General features: G+C 70.5%; 19 protein-coding genes. 9 read left to right on the top strand and 10 right to left on the bottom strand.

Going from position 1 to position 15,941, the window contains the following annotated elements; genetic code table 11:
* Window positions 1-12: 12 nt before the first annotated feature.
* Window positions 13-495, top strand: coding sequence for a bacterioferritin (gene bfr, locus ACWC5C_RS01865; RefSeq protein WP_450872738.1), 483 nt, complete (start codon window positions 13-15; stop codon window positions 493-495).
* 27 nt (window positions 496-522) lie between these two features.
* Here the strand turns inward: bfr and ACWC5C_RS01860 are convergent, their stop codons facing one another.
* The 3 genes from ACWC5C_RS01860 to ACWC5C_RS01850 all read right to left on the bottom strand — a co-directional run bounded on the left by ACWC5C_RS01860 (window position 523) and on the right by ACWC5C_RS01850 (window position 2,710).
* Entirely contained in the window at window positions 523-762 is a 240-nt protein-coding gene (locus tag ACWC5C_RS01860) for a (2Fe-2S)-binding protein (protein WP_450872737.1), read from the bottom strand.
* A 128-nt stretch (window positions 763-890) separates the two neighbouring features.
* Window positions 891-2,240 (bottom strand): class II 3-deoxy-7-phosphoheptulonate synthase, encoded by a 1,350-nt coding sequence (locus tag ACWC5C_RS01855; RefSeq protein ID WP_385447868.1) that lies wholly within the window; start codon window positions 2,238-2,240, stop codon window positions 891-893.
* Window positions 2,241-2,305: 65 nt separating this feature from the next.
* The gene (locus ACWC5C_RS01850) at window positions 2,306-2,710 is read right to left on the bottom strand and encodes an ATP-binding protein (protein ID WP_450872735.1); all 405 of its coding nucleotides are present in this window, start codon (window positions 2,708-2,710) and stop codon (window positions 2,306-2,308) included.
* A 73-nt stretch (window positions 2,711-2,783) separates the two neighbouring features.
* On the opposite strand from ACWC5C_RS01850, the gene ACWC5C_RS01845 reads away from it, so the two are divergent.
* On the top strand, window positions 2,784-3,608 hold the full coding sequence (locus tag ACWC5C_RS01845; protein WP_450872733.1) for a helix-turn-helix domain-containing protein: 825 nt from the start codon (window positions 2,784-2,786) through the stop codon (window positions 3,606-3,608).
* Window positions 3,592-3,780, top strand: coding sequence for a DUF397 domain-containing protein (locus ACWC5C_RS01840; RefSeq protein ID WP_450872732.1), 189 nt, complete (start codon window positions 3,592-3,594; stop codon window positions 3,778-3,780). The genes ACWC5C_RS01845 and ACWC5C_RS01840 overlap by 17 nt, the downstream gene beginning before the upstream one ends.
* Before the next feature lie 51 nt (window positions 3,781-3,831).
* On the opposite strand, the gene ACWC5C_RS01835 is transcribed toward ACWC5C_RS01840, so the two are convergent.
* Window positions 3,832-4,371: an LppU/SCO3897 family protein gene (locus tag ACWC5C_RS01835; RefSeq protein ID WP_450872730.1), complete on the bottom strand. Its 540-nt coding sequence runs from the start codon at window positions 4,369-4,371 to the stop codon at window positions 3,832-3,834.
* A gap of 240 nt (window positions 4,372-4,611) precedes the next feature.
* Here ACWC5C_RS01835 and ACWC5C_RS01830 point away from each other — a divergent pair, with 240 nt between their 5' ends.
* The 4 genes from ACWC5C_RS01830 (at window position 4,612) to ACWC5C_RS01815 (ending at window position 8,101) form a co-directional block, all read left to right on the top strand.
* Window positions 4,612-5,145, top strand: coding sequence for a hypothetical protein (locus tag ACWC5C_RS01830; RefSeq protein WP_450872728.1), 534 nt, complete (start codon window positions 4,612-4,614; stop codon window positions 5,143-5,145).
* An 88-nt stretch (window positions 5,146-5,233) separates the two neighbouring features.
* Window positions 5,234-5,989, top strand: coding sequence for a DUF899 domain-containing protein (locus tag ACWC5C_RS01825; RefSeq protein ID WP_450873237.1), 756 nt, complete (start codon window positions 5,234-5,236; stop codon window positions 5,987-5,989).
* Window positions 5,973-6,080, top strand: a complete 108-nt coding sequence (locus ACWC5C_RS01820; RefSeq protein ID WP_450872727.1) for a trp operon leader peptide — start codon at window positions 5,973-5,975, stop codon at window positions 6,078-6,080. Before ACWC5C_RS01825 ends, ACWC5C_RS01820 begins: the two co-directional genes overlap by 17 nt.
* 104 nt (window positions 6,081-6,184) lie before the next feature.
* Window positions 6,185-8,101 (top strand): anthranilate synthase family protein, encoded by a 1,917-nt coding sequence (locus ACWC5C_RS01815; protein WP_450872725.1) that lies wholly within the window; start codon window positions 6,185-6,187, stop codon window positions 8,099-8,101.
* Window positions 8,102-8,511: 410 nt separating this feature from the next.
* On the opposite strand, the gene ACWC5C_RS01810 is transcribed toward ACWC5C_RS01815, so the two are convergent.
* The 4 genes from ACWC5C_RS01810 to ACWC5C_RS01795 all read right to left on the bottom strand — a co-directional run bounded on the left by ACWC5C_RS01810 (window position 8,512) and on the right by ACWC5C_RS01795 (window position 12,506).
* The gene (locus tag ACWC5C_RS01810; RefSeq protein WP_450872723.1) at window positions 8,512-9,540 is read right to left on the bottom strand and encodes a 6-phosphofructokinase; all 1,029 of its coding nucleotides are present in this window, start codon (window positions 9,538-9,540) and stop codon (window positions 8,512-8,514) included.
* Between the two features lie 172 nt (window positions 9,541-9,712).
* On the bottom strand, window positions 9,713-10,399 hold the full coding sequence (locus ACWC5C_RS01805; RefSeq protein ID WP_450872721.1) for a response regulator: 687 nt from the start codon (window positions 10,397-10,399) through the stop codon (window positions 9,713-9,715).
* Complete coding sequence (gene macS / locus ACWC5C_RS01800) at window positions 10,396-11,655, bottom strand: MacS family sensor histidine kinase (protein ID WP_450873235.1); 1,260 nt, start codon at window positions 11,653-11,655, stop codon at window positions 10,396-10,398. The genes ACWC5C_RS01805 and macS overlap by 4 nt, the downstream gene beginning before the upstream one ends.
* A gap of 65 nt (window positions 11,656-11,720) precedes the next feature.
* Window positions 11,721-12,506 (bottom strand): lysophospholipid acyltransferase family protein, encoded by a 786-nt coding sequence (locus ACWC5C_RS01795; RefSeq protein WP_450873233.1) that lies wholly within the window; start codon window positions 12,504-12,506, stop codon window positions 11,721-11,723.
* Between the two features lie 126 nt (window positions 12,507-12,632).
* On the opposite strand from ACWC5C_RS01795, the gene ACWC5C_RS01790 reads away from it, so the two are divergent.
* Window positions 12,633-13,448: an alpha/beta hydrolase gene (locus tag ACWC5C_RS01790; protein ID WP_450872719.1), complete on the top strand. Its 816-nt coding sequence runs from the start codon at window positions 12,633-12,635 to the stop codon at window positions 13,446-13,448.
* The gene (locus ACWC5C_RS01785) at window positions 13,441-14,169 is read left to right on the top strand and encodes a hypothetical protein (protein WP_450872718.1); all 729 of its coding nucleotides are present in this window, start codon (window positions 13,441-13,443) and stop codon (window positions 14,167-14,169) included. The genes ACWC5C_RS01790 and ACWC5C_RS01785 overlap by 8 nt, the downstream gene beginning before the upstream one ends.
* A 12-nt stretch (window positions 14,170-14,181) precedes the next feature.
* Here ACWC5C_RS01785 and ACWC5C_RS01780 read toward each other — a convergent pair whose 3' ends face one another.
* The gene (locus ACWC5C_RS01780) at window positions 14,182-14,958 is read right to left on the bottom strand and encodes an endonuclease/exonuclease/phosphatase family protein (RefSeq protein ID WP_450872716.1); all 777 of its coding nucleotides are present in this window, start codon (window positions 14,956-14,958) and stop codon (window positions 14,182-14,184) included.
* A 22-nt stretch (window positions 14,959-14,980) separates the two neighbouring features.
* Entirely contained in the window at window positions 14,981-15,922 is a 942-nt protein-coding gene (locus ACWC5C_RS01775) for an ROK family glucokinase (RefSeq protein ID WP_450872714.1), read from the bottom strand.
* Window positions 15,923-15,941: the final 19 nt, after the last annotated feature.

Below are 15,941 nucleotides of genomic sequence, written 5' to 3'. Positions count from 1 at the left end.
GGAGCCCCTTCGATGCAGGGCGACCCCGAGGTTCTGGAATTCCTCAACGAGCAGCTGACCGGCGAGCTGACGGCCATCAATCAGTATTTTCTGCATTCGAAGATGCAGGACAACAATGGCTGGACACGACTGGCCGCATACACCCGGTCGGAGTCGTTCGATGAGATGAGGCACGCGGAAGTACTCACCGACCGCATCCTTCTCCTGGACGGCCTCCCCAATTACCAGCGGCTCTTCCACGTCCGGGTGGGCCAGACGGTCACCGAGATGTTCCAGGCCGACCGGCAGGTGGAGGCCGAGGCGATCGACCGCCTCAAGCGCGGCATCGAGGTGATGCGGACCAAGGGCGACATCACCTCGGCCAACATCTTCGAGAGCATCCTCGCCGACGAAGAGGAACACATCGACTACCTCGACACCCAGCTCGAACTGATCGAGAAGCTGGGTGAGGCGCTCTACATCGCCCAGCAGATCGAGCAGCCGAGCAGCAGCTGACCCACACCAGACGCTAGAAGCCAGAAGCTAAGCGGCTTCGGCCTCCACCTCGACCGCCGCCGCCGCGGGCAGCGTGACGGGCTCAAGCGGTGTGTCCCGGCGTGGGCACGCGCCACGCCCCAGCAGCGCCTGGATCCTGCGCACGCAGCCGCCGCAGTCCGTGCCCGCCTTGCAGGCACCGGCGATCTGGCGCGGTGTGCACGCGCCCGTAGCCGCGTGCTCGCGCACCTGCTTCTCGGTGATCCCGAAGCATGAGCAGACGTACACGGGCAGACTCTCCAGCGTTGATCGGTGAGGTTACCCTTACCTTACCCACCACGCCGGGGGCTCACAACGCATGAGGGGCACGGATCGTTGTGATCCGTGCCCCACCTGCGTAAACGATCAATTGAGCCTTACTGGTCCCGGTACATCTCCGCGACCAGGAACGCCAGGTCAAGCGACTGGCTGCGGTTCAGCCGGGGGTCGCAGGCCGTCTCGTACCGCTGGTGCAGATCGTCGACGAAGATCTCGTCGCCGCCGCCCACGCACTCGGTGACGTCGTCACCGGTCAGCTCCACGTGGATGCCGCCCGGGTGGGTGCCCAGCTCCTTGTGGACCTCGAAGAAGCCCTTGACCTCGTCCAGCACATCGTCGAAACGGCGCGTCTTGTGGCCCGACGCGGCCTCGAAGGTGTTGCCGTGCATCGGGTCGCAGACCCAGACGACCTGCGCACCGGACGCGGTGACCTTCTCCACCAGGTTCGGCAGCTTGTCGCGGACCTTGTCCGCGCCCATGCGGGTGATGAAGGTGAGGCGGCCCGGCTCCCGGTCCGGGTCGATCTTCTCGATCAGCGTCAGCGCCTCTTCGGGCGTGGTCGTCGGGCCCAGCTTCACGCCCACCGGGTTACGGACCTTCGACGCGAACTCGATGTGCGCCCCGTCCAGCTGCCGGGTGCGCTCGCCGATCCACACCATGTGGCCGGACACGTCGTACAGGTCGCCGGTCCGCGAGTCGGTACGGGTCATCGCCGACTCGTAGTCCAGGATCAGCGCCTCGTGCGACGAGAAGAACTCGACGGTCTTGAACTCCTCCGGGTCCACCCCGCAGGCGTTCATGAAGTTCATCGCGCGGTCGATCTCGCGCGCCAGCGCCTCGTAGCGCTGACCCGACGGGGACGACTTCACGAAGTCCTGGTTCCAGGCGTGCACCTGCCGCAGGTCGGCGTAGCCGCCGGTGGTGAAGGCGCGGACCAGGTTCAGCGTCGACGCCGACGCCTGGTACATCCGCTTCAGGCGCTGCGGATCCGGGATCCGCGCCTCCTCCGTGAACTCGAAACCGTTGACCGAGTCCCCGCGGTACGTCGGCAGGGTCACCCCGTCGCGGGTCTCGGTGGGCTTCGAGCGCGGCTTGCTGTACTGCCCGGCGATCCGGCCGACCTTCACGACCGGGACGGACCCGGCGTAGGTCAGGACGGCGCCCATCTGCAGGAGCGTCTTCAGCTTGTTACGGATCTGGTCGGCGCCGACACCGTCGAAGGCCTCGGCGCAGTCGCCGCCCTGCAGCAGAAACGCCTCACCCCGGGCCACGGCCCCCAGACGGTGCCGCAGCTGGTCGCACTCGCCCGCGAAGACGAGCGGCGGATAGGCCTCGAGCTCAGCGATCACATCGCGCAGAGCCTCTTGGTCCGGCCAGTCAGGCTGCTGCGCCGCGGGAAGGGACTGCCAGGTGTTGCCACCGGCGTGGGATTCAGCGTTCACGGTCACCCGGACAAGGTTACGGGGTCTTCATCCGTGTCCGACCCACGGCCCAAGCTGTGAGACGCCCCGCCTCACGCTTTGAGCTCGAACCACACCTTCTTCCCCGGCTCCCCCGTGTTGCGCTCCACGCCCCACGCGTCCGTGACCTGCTCCACCATCGTCAGCCCCCGCCCGTTCTCGTCCAGCGGCCCCGCGGTGCGCCTGACGGGCACGTCAGGCGAGGCATCGCCCACCTCGACCCGCAGCTTCCCCTCCTGCGCGAGCAGCACCACGGTGCAGCTCCGGCCCGGCACGTGCTTGATCACGTTCGCGAGTAATTCCGTCACGGCCAGCCCGGCGGGCTCAGCCAGGTGAGGCATACCCCACATGGCCAGGTACGTACGGACGATACGGCGAATGTGGCGGGCCGCGTGCGCGGACAGCGCGGTGAAGGTCAGGTGGTAGTGGGGCGGCGGGTACGCAATGTCTTCGTTCACGCCACAAGGGTGGATCCGGACGATTACCGTGGGCTACCGCAAGAACACAACGTGCTGGTTGTTGGGGGCTGTCATGCCGAACATCCGAAAGCTGGACCCGACTACGTCGCCGATGCATCACCTTGGCGCGGAGCTACGCCGATATCGCGAGGCGGCGGGCTTCACGCAGGAACAGTTGGGAGGGAAGGTCTACTGCACCGGTTCGCTCATCGGTCAGTACGAGACCGCCAAGAAGATCCCGACCAATCGCTTCACGATGCAGTTGGACGACGTGCTGAACACAGGCGGCGCGCTGCTGCGCTTGCTGAAGATGGCGCTGCGCTTCGGCGTGCCCCTCGAACTCAAGGATCACAGTGAGCTGGAGGCCGAAGCCACCCAGAAGTTCGTCTTCGAGATGACCGTGGTGCACGGCCTGCTACAGACCCCGGACTACGCACGGGCGGTGCTCAGCGTGCTCCGCAAGGACAAGGTCGAATCGCGGCTGGAGCAGCGACTGTCACGCCAACAGATCCTTCATGGGGAGCGCCCGCCGCTGCTGTGGGCCGTGCTCGGCGAAGGGGCGCTGTGCCAGGAGATCGGCGGCCGGGACGTCATGCGGGCCCAACTGGCGCACCTGTTGAGCTTCCACGACCACCCATACGTGAACATCCAGATCCTGCCGTTCACGGCCGGAGCACATGCCGGTTTTGGCGGGGCTTTCGCGCTTCTGCGGTTCCAAAACAGCCCGCAGCTGGCATACGAAGAGACTCACAAGGCGGGCTACATGACCGCCGATCCGGAGTACGTCGGCGACCTCAGCCTTCGTTACGCTCACTTGCAGGCTGCCGCCCTGTCCGTACAGGACTCGGCGGATCTGATCGCGCACGTAATGGAGGAACGCTATGGAACTCAGTCCTGAGTGGCGCAAGTCGAGCTACAGCGGGGACGACGGCGGCGAATGCGTGGAGGTCGCCTCGATCCCCGGTCGGATGGCGATCCGTGACTCCAAGAACCCGGAGGGTCCCGTCCTGCTGCTCTCCCCCGACGCCTTCGGCGACTTCGTCACGGCCGCCGCGAACGGCACCCTGTAGAAACGGCCGTGACCGCCACCCCACACACCCGGGCGGCGGTCACGGACACCGCTACTTGCTCACGTGCTCCATGCACAGCGTGAACTGCGGCCTGCCGTTCCGGGTCATCTGGTACGTCGCGTTCCCCGGCTGGCACTCGTAGTCGGACACCTGGCGCTCCGTCACCTTGTAGTCCGCGGTGGCGCCACCGCAGTCCACGATGGAGAGGTCCGGGTCGCTCTCGGAACCCTTGTTCTGCAGGCAGTCACCGACATCGGCGGCGGACGCGCTGGTGCTGTCCGTGTTCGGCGACGTGGACGAGGAGGAGGGCGTGTCGTGGCCCATCACCCCGTACCAGACGCCGTAGCCGATCAGCACCAGCGGGACGACGATCATCTGGATCTTCGTCTTGGTGCTGAAGCGGCTGAAGAAGCCGGGCCGGGGCGGAGGCGGCGGAGCGGGGTGGCCGTACGACGGCTGCTGGCCGTACTGGGGCTGACCGTACGGGTACGGCTGCTGCGCCGGGTAGGAAGGGCTGTGGCCGTGGGGCGGCGGTGCGTTCGTGGACAGAGCGGTTCTCCCCGTTGAAGAGCATGGTGATTGACCGCGCATCAGAGCGAGGCGCGGGCTCTGTAACGTAACGGCCCCCACCGACACCCCGGCCTCCCGGGGTCGCGGCCTTCACACCCCGCCCGCATCCCGCCCCCGCGCAAGAGCGGCTATTCGGGCTTCCTGGGGCCACTTACGGCCATGCCATGGAGAAACTGCGATGGAACCGTGCGCTCCTCGGACGCTTGCCGGGTGACCGGCCCGACCGGGCCAGACGTACGACGCCATCCGAAGGAGTGCCCCATGAGGAAGTTGCTCCGCCGCGGTGCCGCCGCCTTCGCGGCCGCCGCCTCGCTCGTACTGCTGTCGCTGGGCGCCACACCCGCTCAGGCGGACTCGTCGGCCATCCCGTCCGGGATGACGTGGACCGTGCTCGCCAAGGGCGACGGCACGGTCCGGGTGGGCGCCGACTCCGCGACCGACCCGTACAACGGCGACACCGTCGCCACCGCGACGCTCCCCATGCTCTGCCTGAGAGTGAACGGCAGCGGAGTGCCGAGCGGGATCACACCGGACTTCTACGCGGGCTGGGCGCGCGGCACGGTGGCCGCGACGCCGCCCGTGCTGGGCAAGTCGCTGACCAGCCGGGCGACGGCGGACGCCGTCTGTGCGCAGTACTACGGCGCGGACTGGCGGATGGCCGAGTTCCACGACGGCCGGTACGGCGCGAACCTGGAGGCCAGCGGTGGCTGGTCGTTCTGGGCGTACGGCTACGTCCCGGACGGCACCCGCTTCTGGGCGGCGATCAACGACCAGCCCGCCAACCCCTGGAACTGAGGGCAGCGCTCCATCCCGCGATGAGTTTCGGCCGGGGCGCGAGTCTCTTCTGATGAGCGCCCCGGCACGAGACACCGTGGAGGACACCATGACGAACGCCAAGCCGCCCATCGTCGACCAGGCCACCTGGCAGGCGGCGCGCGAGGAGCTGCTCGTCCGCGAGAAGGCGCATACCCGGGAGGGCGACGCGATCGCGGCGGCCCGGCGGCGGCTGCCGATGGTCGAGATCGACGGCGCGGTCGAGGTCACCGGCGCGGACGGCCCGGTCCCGTTCACCGATCTCTTCCAGGGACGCGACGAACTCGTCGTCTACCAGCACATGTGGCACGACGGCGCGCCGCACCAGGGGCAGTGCGAGGGCTGTACCACCACGGCCTGGCACATGCAGGACGCCTCCTACCTCAACGCCCGGGGCGTCTCGTACGCCGTCCTGACCGAGGGGCCGTGGGACGAGGTGGCGCCCTACGTGGCGTTCATGGGGTACACCCAGCCCTGGTACTCGGTGCGGGGTGTGGCGGCGCCGGTCGGCGGGGAGATGGGGCACCTCGTCTGCTTCCTGCGCGACGGCGACCGCGTGTTCCTCACGTACTCCACGACGGGCCGTGGCAACGAGCCCGTCAACGGGTCCCTCGGCCTGCTCGACATGACGCCCTACGGCCGCGGCGAGGCGTGGGAGGACAACCCCGAGGGGTACCTGTCCGAGGCCCGCCCGGCCTGCTGGTACTGGCGCACGGACGCGGACGGCGTCGCCACCTGGGGGCCGACCAGCCGTCCCGTACCGCAGTGGACCCGGCCCGGCGCGGGGCCCGTGGAGACACTCGGCAGGCATGGTCACTGCCACTGATACGCATGCCGCACCCTGGGGTAGAGTCCTGACCATGTTCGCGCGACTGACCATGACCTGGTGGTGGACCGCTCATCCGGCGGCCCACTGAATCGCGCGCACTGACACAGACACACGCGAAGGCCGCCCGAGGGGCGGCCTTCGGCGTTTCCGCGGGTCGTTCCTCCTCCCCCTCCGGAAGGAAGACCCTCCGCCATGACGAACCCAGACGCGCAAGCCCTCGTCGCCCGGCTGCTCTCCGACGACTGCCCGCCCTTCGCCCTGCTGCACCGCCGCACCCCAGGGCATGACACCGACACCGTCGACGTGCTCATCGGCCCGGCCGGTGAGGTGGAGCGGCTGACCGATATCCCGCTGCCGACCGGCGCGCCGGAGGGCGGGGAGGCGGTGACCGACGCGCTCGCGCTGGTGCCGTTCCGGCAGATCCGGGAGCGCGGGTTCGACGTACGGGACGACGGGACGCCGCTGGCCGTGCTGCGGCCGGAGGAGACGTACACGCTGCCGCTCGCCGAGCTGCTGGACGCGCTGCCCGCGCACGCCGTGCGGGTCGAGGGCGGGCGGTTCGACGTCGGCGACGACGCGTACGCCGAGATCGTGAGCCGGGTCATCGAGGACGAGATCGGCACCGGGGAGGGCGCCAACTTCGTCATCCGACGAACCTTCGAGGGCGAGATCCCGGGCTTCGCGAGTACCGACGCGCTCGCGCTCTTCCGGCGGCTGCTCGCCGGTGAGCGGGGCGCGTACTGGACGTACGTCGTACGGCTGGGCGGCGGGCGGACGCTGGTCGGGGCCAGCCCGGAGGTGCACGTACGGATGTCCGGCGGGACGGTCGTCATGAACCCGATCAGCGGGACGTACCGCTACCCGGAGGGCGGGGCGTCGGTGGACGGGCTGCTGGAGTTCCTGCACGACCCGAAGGAGGTGGAGGAGCTGTCCATGGTCGTGGACGAGGAGCTGAAGATGATGTGCACCGTCGGCGACATGGGCGGGGTCGTGGTCGGGCCACGGCTCAAGGAGATGGCGCACCTGGCGCACACCGAGTACGAGCTGCGGGGGCGCTCGTCGCTGGACGTGCGGGAGGTGCTGCGGGAGACGATGTTCGCGGCGACCGTCACCGGGTCGCCCGTGCAGAACGCGTGCCGGGTGATCGAGCGGTACGAGCCGGGTGGGCGCGGCTATTACGCGGGGGCGCTGGCCCTTATCGGGCGGGACGGCGGGGGTGCCCAGACCCTCGACTCGCCGATCCTCATCCGGACCGCCGACATCTCCGGCGGGGGCGCGCTGCGGGTGGCGGTGGGGGCGACGCTGGTGCGTCACTCCGACCCTCGGGGTGAGGTCGCCGAGACGCATGCCAAGGCGGCCGGGGTGCTCACGGCGCTGGGGGTGCGCGAGGCGCCCGTACGGGCTGGGGCTGGCTCCCGGTCCCGGCTCGCGGACGACGCGCGGGTGCGGGCGGCGCTGGACGCGCGGCGGGCCGACCTGGCGCCGTTCTGGCTGCGGATGCAGGCGGCGGAGGGGCTGCTGTCCGGGCATGCGCTGGTGATCGACGCCGAGGACACGTTTACGTCGATGCTGGCGCATCTGCTGCGGACGGCGGGGCTGACGGTGACCGTGGTTCGCTACGACGCGCCGGGCGTGCGGGAGGCCGCGCTTGCGCACGACGGGCCGATCGTGCTCGGCCCCGGGCCGGGGGATCCGGGGGATGCCGATGATGTCAAGATGCGGTTCCTGCGGGGGCTGGTGGCGGAGTTGGTGGCCGGGCACCGGCACGGGCTGCTCGGGGTGTGCCTCGGGCACGAGCTGCTTGCGGCGGAGCTGGGGTTGGAGATCGCGCGGAAGGCGGTGCCGTTTCAGGGGGCGCAGGAGCGGATCGACTTCTTCGGGCGGGAGGAGACGGTGGGGTTCTACAACACGTTTACCGCGCGGTGCGATGAGGGGGTGGAGGCGGAGTTGGCTATGCACCGGGTGGAGTTGTGCCGCGACGAGTCGACCGGGGACGTCCACGCCCTGCGCGGGCCGGGCTTCGCGGGCGTCCAGTTCCACCCCGAGTCCGTCCTGTCCCTGAACGGGGCGAGGCTGGTAGCCGACCTCCTGGCCGCAGTCCGCGTGTAATCCCCCACCCCGCCCCTCCCCGAAACCGGGACCAGCCCCGGCCCCCGCTCCTCAAACGCCGGAGGGGCTGGGGGTGGGGCATCACCGCCCCGGACCCGGGTGGGGGCTCCGCCCCCACACCCCCGCTCCTCAAACGCCGGAGGGGCTGGAATGTGGACCCGGTTGTGGGCAATCGTTCCGCGGGGCGGAACGGGTGGGCACAACCCGGCCACCGGGCCGCACCCGGCTACGAAACCCCAGGCCCCGGCCCCCGGCCCCCGGCCCCGCTCCCACAGCGACCGGGGGCCGGGGGCCGGGGCGGAGCCCCGGTTCGGGAAGGGGCGGGGTGGGGAACAAACCGCGCACGCGTCACCCGGCGCGGTGGGGGCGCGGGTTCAAGCCCGGACCCACGCACGGGGCCCGGGGAGGGCTTAGCCGAAGAAGACCTCCGCTTCCGCGTACAGCGACGGGTCCACCGTCTTGAGGCGGGCCGTCGCCTCGGCCAGCGGGACGCGGACGATGTCCGTGCCCCGCAGGGCCACCATCTGGCCGAAGTCCTCGTCACGGACCGCGTCGATCGCGTGCAGACCGAAGCGGGTCGCGAGCCACCGGTCGAAGGCGCTCGGGGTGCCACCCCGCTGGACGTGGCCCAGCACAGTGGTCCGGGCCTCCTTGCCCGTACGGCTCTCGATCTCCTTGGCCAGCCACTCCCCGATACCGGAGAGCCGGACGTGACCGAAGGAGTCCAAGGACTCGTCCTTCAGGACCGCATCGCGGTCCTTCGGCATCGCCCCCTCCGCCACCACCACAATCGGCGCGTAGCGAATCTTGAAGCGGGATTCGACCCACCCGCAGATGCGGTCGACGTCGAAGCGCTGCTCGGGGATGAGGATGACGTTGGCACCCCCGGCGAGCCCCGCGTGGAGGGCGATCCAGCCCGCGTGGCGGCCCATCACCTCGACCACCAGGACCCGCATATGGGATTCGGCGGTGGTGTGGAGGCGATCGATCGCCTCCGTCGCGATGTTGACGGCCGTGTCGAAGCCGAAGGTGTAGTCCGTGGCGGAGAGGTCGTTGTCGATGGTCTTCGGGACGCCGACGCACGCGATGCCGTAGTCGCCGGAGAGCCGGGCGGCGACCCCGAGGGTGTCCTCGCCGCCGATCGCGATGAGCGCGTCGACCTCCTGCTTGGCCAGGGTCTCCTTGACCCGGCGGACGCCGTCCTCGCTGTTGAACGGGTTGGTGCGGGACGATCCGAGGATGGTGCCCCCGCGCGGCAGGATGCCGCGTACCGCGCGGATGTCGAGGGGAACGGTGTCGTTCTGGAGGGGACCGCGCCAGCCGTCCCGGAAGCCGACGAAGTCGTAGCCGTATTCCTGCACGCCCTTACGGACGACGGCGCGGATGACCGCGTTGAGCCCGGGGCAGTCGCCGCCGCCGGTGAGCACTCCGACCCGCATCCTTTTCATCCCTTCTGCCGCTGAAATCCCGGAAATCCCGAGATGGGGCCCGGTACGGGGCCACGCTAACGGTGATCCAGGTCACAGAGGATGGGGCAGATGGTGATTCCTGTGGATAACAAGGGAGTTGAGGGAGAAGTTCACCCGTTCGAGCGGCGGGCCGCCACAGGGCTCAGGCGTCGTCCAGCCCGGCCTCGATGGCGTACCGCACCAGCTCCACCCGGTTGTGCAGCTGGAGCTTGCCCAGCGTGTTCTGCACATGGTTCTGCACGGTGCGGTGGGAGATCACCAGGCGCTCGGCGATCTGCTTGTACGAGAGCCCCTTGGCCACCAGCCGCAGCACCTCCGTCTCCCGCTCGGTGAGCTGCGGGACGACCGGCTGGTCGGCGGTGGCGGGGGCGGGCTCGCTGGCCAGCCGCCGGTACTCGCCGAGCACCAGACCGGCGAGGCCCGGGGTGAACACGGCATCGCCCACGGCGGTACGGCGCACCGCGTCGATCAGCTCTTCCGTACTGGCCGACTTCACCAGATACCCCGTGGCGCCGGACTTGACCGCCTCCAGGACGTCCGCGTGCTCGCCGCTCGCGGAGAGCACCAGCACCCGCAGCTTGGGGTGGGCGGCGACGACCTCCTTGCAGACCTCGACGCCCGGCAGCCCGGGCAGGTTGAGGTCGAGCACCAGGACATCGGGCTCGGCGGCCTTGGCCCGGCGGACCGCCTGCGGCCCGTCCCCGGCGGTGGCGACCACGTCGAACCCGGCCTCGGACAGGTCGCGGGCGACGGCGTCGCGCCACATCGGGTGGTCGTCCACCACCATCACCGTCACCGTCGGTTCGGCTTCCCGGTCGTCGTCGGTCATCGTGCGCTCGTTCCCTTCGTCGTCACCGCAGGCTTCGGAACTGTCAGCTCCACTTCGGTGCCCTGCCCCGGCGCCGAGATCCACTCGGCGGTGCCGCCGAGGTCCCGCAGCCGCCCCCGGATCGACAGGGCGACGCCGAGCCGCCCTTCCCGCTCGGCGTCGGCGAGCCTGCCCTCCGGGATGCCGGGGCCGTCGTCCCGGACGGTGACCATCACCGCGCTCGGCTCGTCCTCCAGCAGGATCCAGGCCCGCGCGCGGTCCCCCGCGTGCACCCGCACATTGTCCAGCGCGGCACCGACAGCGGCCGCCAACTCCCCCGCAGCGGCCGCCGTGAGGAGCACCGGGGCGCCCGGTTCGGAGAAGGTGACCTGGGATCCGGCGTGCGGGGCGAGCAGCGCCCGTACGTCGCACGGCTCATCGGCGTCCTCGGGCAGGGCGTCCAGGGGAGCGCACGGCGGTACCGGGGTCGTGGCATCCGTACGGTCACGGTCGTCAGCGGCGTCACCCGTACGGTCGCCACTCGTACGGTCATCCGCCGCACCGCGCGGCGGGGTGACCAGACCGGTGGCCACCAGCGACCGCAGCGCGATCTCCTGCTCCCCCGCCATCCGGCCCAGTTCGGCCGCCTCGCCGCCGATCGCCGCGCCCCGCCGCTGCACCATGGCCAGCACCTGGAGCACGCTGTCGTGGATGTCCCGGGCCAGCCGCTCCCGTTCGCGGGTCGCCGCCTCGATGCGCAGCGCGCGCTCCAGGGTGCGTTCACTGGCGCGGGCGACCTCCACGACGTACCCGATGGCCACGCTCGCCACCCACACCAGCATCAGCATGTGCACGGTGTCCTGCGCGAACCCGCCGCGTTCGATGATGTTGGCCGCGCAGACGACGGTCGACGCCCACGCGGCCCACCGCCAGCCGCCCTTGATGGCGAAGCCGAGGACCGCGCCCGCCGTCCATATGGAGGGCAGCGTGGGCGTGCCCTCGACGATGCGGTCGTGGGTGTCGACGAGCGGGGTGAGCAGGATGCCGGTGATCGCGACACCGAGGTCGCCGATCAGGAAGCGCCGGGTGCAGCGCTCGGCCGAGGAGACCATGCGGAAGGTCAGCGCCGTCCACAGGGTGAGCACCGCCATATAGGCGGCGGCGCCCAGCGGATGGTCGTAGTCGTGGAAGGAGTAGACGAAGAGGCAGAGCGCGTAGACCAGGGTGAGCACCCGGTAGGCCGTCAGCGCCTGCCACAGCGGCTGCTCCACGGACATGCGTACGACACGCTCGCGCTTGGGCTGCAGCGCCAACTTCCCCCCACCCCCGGGTCCGGCGCGACCTACGCCCCGGTCTTGTCCCTGTCCTTGCTGTTGCTGTCGTCGCTCTTGTCGTCCGCGCCCTCGTCCACGGCCTTCTCGGCCTTGTCCGCCTTCTCGGCCTTCTTACGGGCCGCCTCCGCGTCCGCGATCTGCCGCTTGGCGGCGGTCGCGTAGACGTCGACGTACTCCTGGCCGGACAGCTTCATGATCTCGTACATGACCTCGTCGGTCACCGAGCGCAGGATGAAGCGGTCGCCGTCCATGCCGTGGTAGCGGCTGAAGTCCAGCGGTTTCCCGATCTTGATGCCCGGGCGCATCAGCTTGGGCATCACCTTGCCGGGAGGCTGGATCTTCTCGGTGTCGATCATCGCGACCGGGATCACCGGCGCGCCCGTCGCCAGCGCGACCCGGGCGAGGCCGCCGGGCTTGCCCCGGTAGAGCCGACCGTCCGGCGAGCGCGTGCCCTCCGGGTAGATGCCGAACAGCTCACCGCGCTTGATGACCTCGATCCCGGCCTTGATCGCGGCCTCGCCCGCCCCCCTGCTGCCCGAGCGGTCCACGGGAAGCTGGCCGACGCCCTTGAAGAACGCCGCCGTCAGCCTGCCCTTGATCCCCGGAGTGGTGAAGTACTCCTGCTTGGCGATGAAGGTGACCTTCCGGTCGAGCATCGCGGGCAGGAAGAAGGAGTCGGAGAAGGAGAGGTGGTTGCTCGCGAGGATGGCCGGACCCTCGGAGGGGACGTTTTCCAATCCCTCCACCCAGGGCCGGAAGGCAAGCTTCAACGTGCCACCCACCGACAGCTTCATTGCACCGTAGAACAACCGAGAACCTCCTGTATCCGACGAGGAGACCTTAACCTGCCTACCCCCGGTGCGGCGCGCCGCGTACGCTGAGGTCCCGTTGACCGCTTCACCACCGAACGGAGATCCGTGGTGCCGCTCCTCCCCGGAGCCGAGCCGTTCCGCCACGACGGCGGAGAGATCGGCGTCCTCGTCTGTCACGGCTTCACCGGTTCCCCGCAGTCGGTGCGCCCCTGGGCCGAGCACCTCGCCCGGCGCGGGCTGACCGTCTCGCTTCCGCTCCTCCCCGGCCATGGGACCCGCTGGCAGGATCTCGCCGTCACCGGGTGGCAGGACTGGTACGCCGAGGTCGACCGGGAGCTGCGGGCGCTGCGCGAGCGGTGCGCCCGGGTCTTCGTCTGCGGGCTGTCGATGGGCGGCGCCCTCGCGCTGCGGCTGGCCGCCCAGCACGGCGGGGCGATCAGTGGCGTCGCCGTGGTGAATCCGGCCAACCGGATCCACGATCCGCTGGCCGTGGCCCTTCCGGTGCTGCGTCATCTGGTGCCCTCCGTCAAGGGAATCGCGAGCGACATCGCCAAGCCGGGTTCCCAGGAATGGGGCTATGACCGGATGCCGCTGCACGCGGTTCACTCGATGCGCCGCTTCTACCGGGTGGTCGACGCCGAACTGCCGCAGGTGACCCAGCCGCTGCTGGTGATGCACAGCCCGCAGGACCATGTGGTGCCGTCGGCCGACTCCGAGCGCATCCTGAGCCAGGTCTCCTCCCGGGACGTCACAGAACACCTGCTGGAGCGCAGCTACCACGTGGCGACGCTGGACTACGACGCCGAGTTCATCTTCGAGGAGACGGACACGTTCATCACCCGGCTGACCGCGGGTATGGGAGAGGACAACGGGACCGGACCCGGTGACGTCAGCGGGAAGGAGGGGGCGGCGGCCAGTGGCTGAGCGCGATTCGAACGAGAATGAGGCGGGGGCGCGCCGGGACGACGACGCCGCCTTCGCGGCGATCGTCGCCGCGTACGGGGAGGAGCCGCCGGACCCGCCGGAGGCGGAGCGGTGGCCCGCGGCCAAGGACCTGACGGAGAAGTGGGGCCGCGAGGACTCCCGGCGTGAGGACTCCCAGCGTGACGACTCCCGGCCTGAGGACTCCCGCCGCGACGACCCGCTGAACGAGCTGGACGACGAACTGAGCGGCAGACCGGGCGAACGCTTCGAGGACGACTTCGACCCCGACGTCGAGGACGACCGTCCGGGCGGGGCGGCGCCGGACACCCTCACCAAGGCCGACGAGGGCGATAAGACGGGCAAGGGCGACAAGCCCGTCGGGAGCTTCATCGTGTACGCGCCGGGCGTGGGCCCGCGCGACTGGGACTCCGAGGAGCCCTCCGAGGGCGACTTCGACGAGACCGACGAGGGCCACTTCGTCCCGCCCGAGCCGCCGCCGCTCCCCGAGTCCGACACCACGTCCCGGTTCGCCTGGCTGGGCGTGCTGGGCGGGCCGCTGCTGCTGCTCGGCGTGGTGCTGTTCCGGGTGGACCTGACCTGGTGGATCACGACGCTGGGCGTCGGCGGGTTCCTCGGCGGCTTCGTCACGCTGGTGATGCGGATGAAGGACAGCGACGACGAGGGCGAGGACGACGACCCGGGGCGCGGCGCCGTCGTCTGACCCCCGGCGGGATTACGAGGCCGCGCGCGGCAGCCGGAGCGCGGCCAGGAGCGGAAGGTGGTCCGTGGCCGCCCTCAGGTCCGCGTCGGCGACGCCGGGCAGCCCGGACGGCACCCCACAGCCGATGATCTCGATGCCGTCGGACGCGAACAGCGCGTCGATGCGGCGGCGCGGATCGCCCGGGTCGAAGGTGGCCTCGCTCCCCCACGGCTCGGTGGCCCAGCCGTCCCGCAGCGTTCCGGCGATACGGCGGAAGGCGCGGCCGTCCGGCTGCTCGTTGATGTCCCCGGCGGCGACGGCGTACGGCGCGCCGAGCGCGGCGATCCGGTCCAGCAGCATCCCCGCCTGGTCGTAGCGCTCGGCCGCGGACAGGCTCAGATGGCAGCTGACGACGCCCAGCCTTATGCCGTCGTCGCCCCGGTGGCCGCCGCCTAAGCGCAGCACGGCGGTGGCGAAGCCCCGCCGGTGCAGGCCGGGTACGCGGGGCAGCAGGACGTCCTCGGAGCGCTCCACATGGGCGCGCAGCGAGGTGAGGATCATGGGGCCGGTGGCGGTGGCGCCGCCCGTCGCGTAGACGAGGCCGGTCTCGCGGGCCAGCCAGGCGGCGGCCTTGCGCCAGCGGAAGAAGCGCGGCGCCTCCTGGACGCAGACCACATCGGGGGCGCAGGCCCGGATCACCCGGGCCAGCGCCTCGCGGTCGTCGCGCAGCGAGCGGATGTTGTAGCTGAGCACCCGCACCACGGCCGCGTCAGGGCCGGTGGTGGAGGCGGGCAGATCCGCGAGCACCACGCGCCTCCCCGAAAGTGTCTCGTCAGCCCTGGCGGGCGAGGTCTGCGGCGCCGACCAGCCCGGCCTTGCCGCCGAGCTGCGCGGCGAGCACCTGGGCGTGCGGCCGCCACTGGTTGCCGACCAGCCAGCGGCGGAACGACTTGCGGATCGGCTCCAGGACGAGATCGCCCTCGTCGGAGACCCCGCCGCCGACGATGAAAGCCGACGGGTCGAAGAGCGAGGCGAGGTCGGCGAGCCCGGCGCCCGCCCAGCGGGCCAGCTCGCGGAAGGAGTCGATGGCGACCGGGTCGCCCTGGCGGGCGGCGTCGCTGATGTGCTTGCCCTCGACGCCCTCGGGGGTGCCGTCGCCGAGGCCGAGCAGGATCTCGGCGTTCTCCGGGGTGGCGGCGGCGCGCTGCTGGGCGTAACGCACCAGGGCGCGGCCGGAGGCGTACTGCTCCCAGCAGCCCTGGCTGCCGCAGCCGCACAGCAGACCGTCGGGGACGACCCTTATGTGGCCGAACTCGGCCGCGACGCCGAAGCGGCCTCGGTGCAGCTTGCCGCCGATGATGATGCCGCCGCCGAGGCCGGTGCCGAGGGTGATGCACACGACGTCGTCATGGCCCGCGCCCGCGCCGAAGCGGTACTCGCCCCACGCGGCCGCGTTCGCGTCGTTCTCGACCACGACGGGGAGGCCCACGCGCTGCTCGACCTTGTCCTTCAGCGCCTCGTGCCGCCAGTTGATGTTGGGCGCGAAGAGCACGGTGGCGCGCTTGTCGTCCACGTAACCGGCCGCGCCGATACCGACGGCCTCGACGTCATGACCGGCGCTGACCTTGCGCACCGCGTCCGCGATGGCGTCGACGACTCCCTCGGGGGTCGGCGGGGTCGATACCTTGCTCGTTTCGAGAATCGAGCCCTCTTCGTCGACCACGCCAGCCGCGATCTTCGTGCCGCCGATGTCGACGCCGATGGTGAGTCCCATGAGTCCCTCAGTTATTTGG

It is taken from the genome of Streptomyces sp. NPDC001700, assembly GCF_053596435.1.
Note: the sequence above shows the minus strand (reverse complement) of the source record. Positions and strands in the feature narration are given on the sequence as shown.

What these genes read in the sequence shown, in the direction of transcription:
- macS (WP_450873235.1), bottom strand. Translation starts at nt 11,655, where the DNA reads ATGTCCGTGGAGCAGCCGCTGTGGCAGGCGCTGACGGCCTACCGGGTG.
- ACWC5C_RS01830 (WP_450872728.1), top strand. Translation starts at nt 4,612, where the DNA reads ATGAGGAAGTTGCTCCGCCGCGGTGCCGCCGCCTTCGCGGCCGCCGCC.
- ACWC5C_RS01845 (WP_450872733.1), top strand. Translation starts at nt 2,784, where the DNA reads ATGCCGAACATCCGAAAGCTGGACCCGACTACGTCGCCGATGCATCAC.
- ACWC5C_RS01805 (WP_450872721.1), bottom strand. Translation starts at nt 10,399, where the DNA reads ATGACCGACGACGACCGGGAAGCCGAACCGACGGTGACGGTGATGGTG.
- ACWC5C_RS01840 (WP_450872732.1), top strand. Translation starts at nt 3,592, where the DNA reads ATGGAACTCAGTCCTGAGTGGCGCAAGTCGAGCTACAGCGGGGACGAC.
- ACWC5C_RS01775 (WP_450872714.1), bottom strand. Translation starts at nt 15,922, where the DNA reads ATGGGACTCACCATCGGCGTCGACATCGGCGGCACGAAGATCGCGGCT.
- bfr (WP_450872738.1), top strand. Translation starts at nt 13, where the DNA reads ATGCAGGGCGACCCCGAGGTTCTGGAATTCCTCAACGAGCAGCTGACC.
- ACWC5C_RS01795 (WP_450873233.1), bottom strand. Translation starts at nt 12,506, where the DNA reads ATGAAGCTGTCGGTGGGTGGCACGTTGAAGCTTGCCTTCCGGCCCTGG.
- ACWC5C_RS01815 (WP_450872725.1), top strand. Translation starts at nt 6,185, where the DNA reads ATGACGAACCCAGACGCGCAAGCCCTCGTCGCCCGGCTGCTCTCCGAC.
- ACWC5C_RS01835 (WP_450872730.1), bottom strand. Translation starts at nt 4,371, where the DNA reads ATGCGCGGTCAATCACCATGCTCTTCAACGGGGAGAACCGCTCTGTCC.
- ACWC5C_RS01810 (WP_450872723.1), bottom strand. Translation starts at nt 9,540, where the DNA reads ATGCGGGTCGGAGTGCTCACCGGCGGCGGCGACTGCCCCGGGCTCAAC.
- ACWC5C_RS01820 (WP_450872727.1), top strand. Translation starts at nt 5,973, where the DNA reads ATGGTCACTGCCACTGATACGCATGCCGCACCCTGGGGTAGAGTCCTG.
- ACWC5C_RS01825 (WP_450873237.1), top strand. Translation starts at nt 5,234, where the DNA reads ATGACGAACGCCAAGCCGCCCATCGTCGACCAGGCCACCTGGCAGGCG.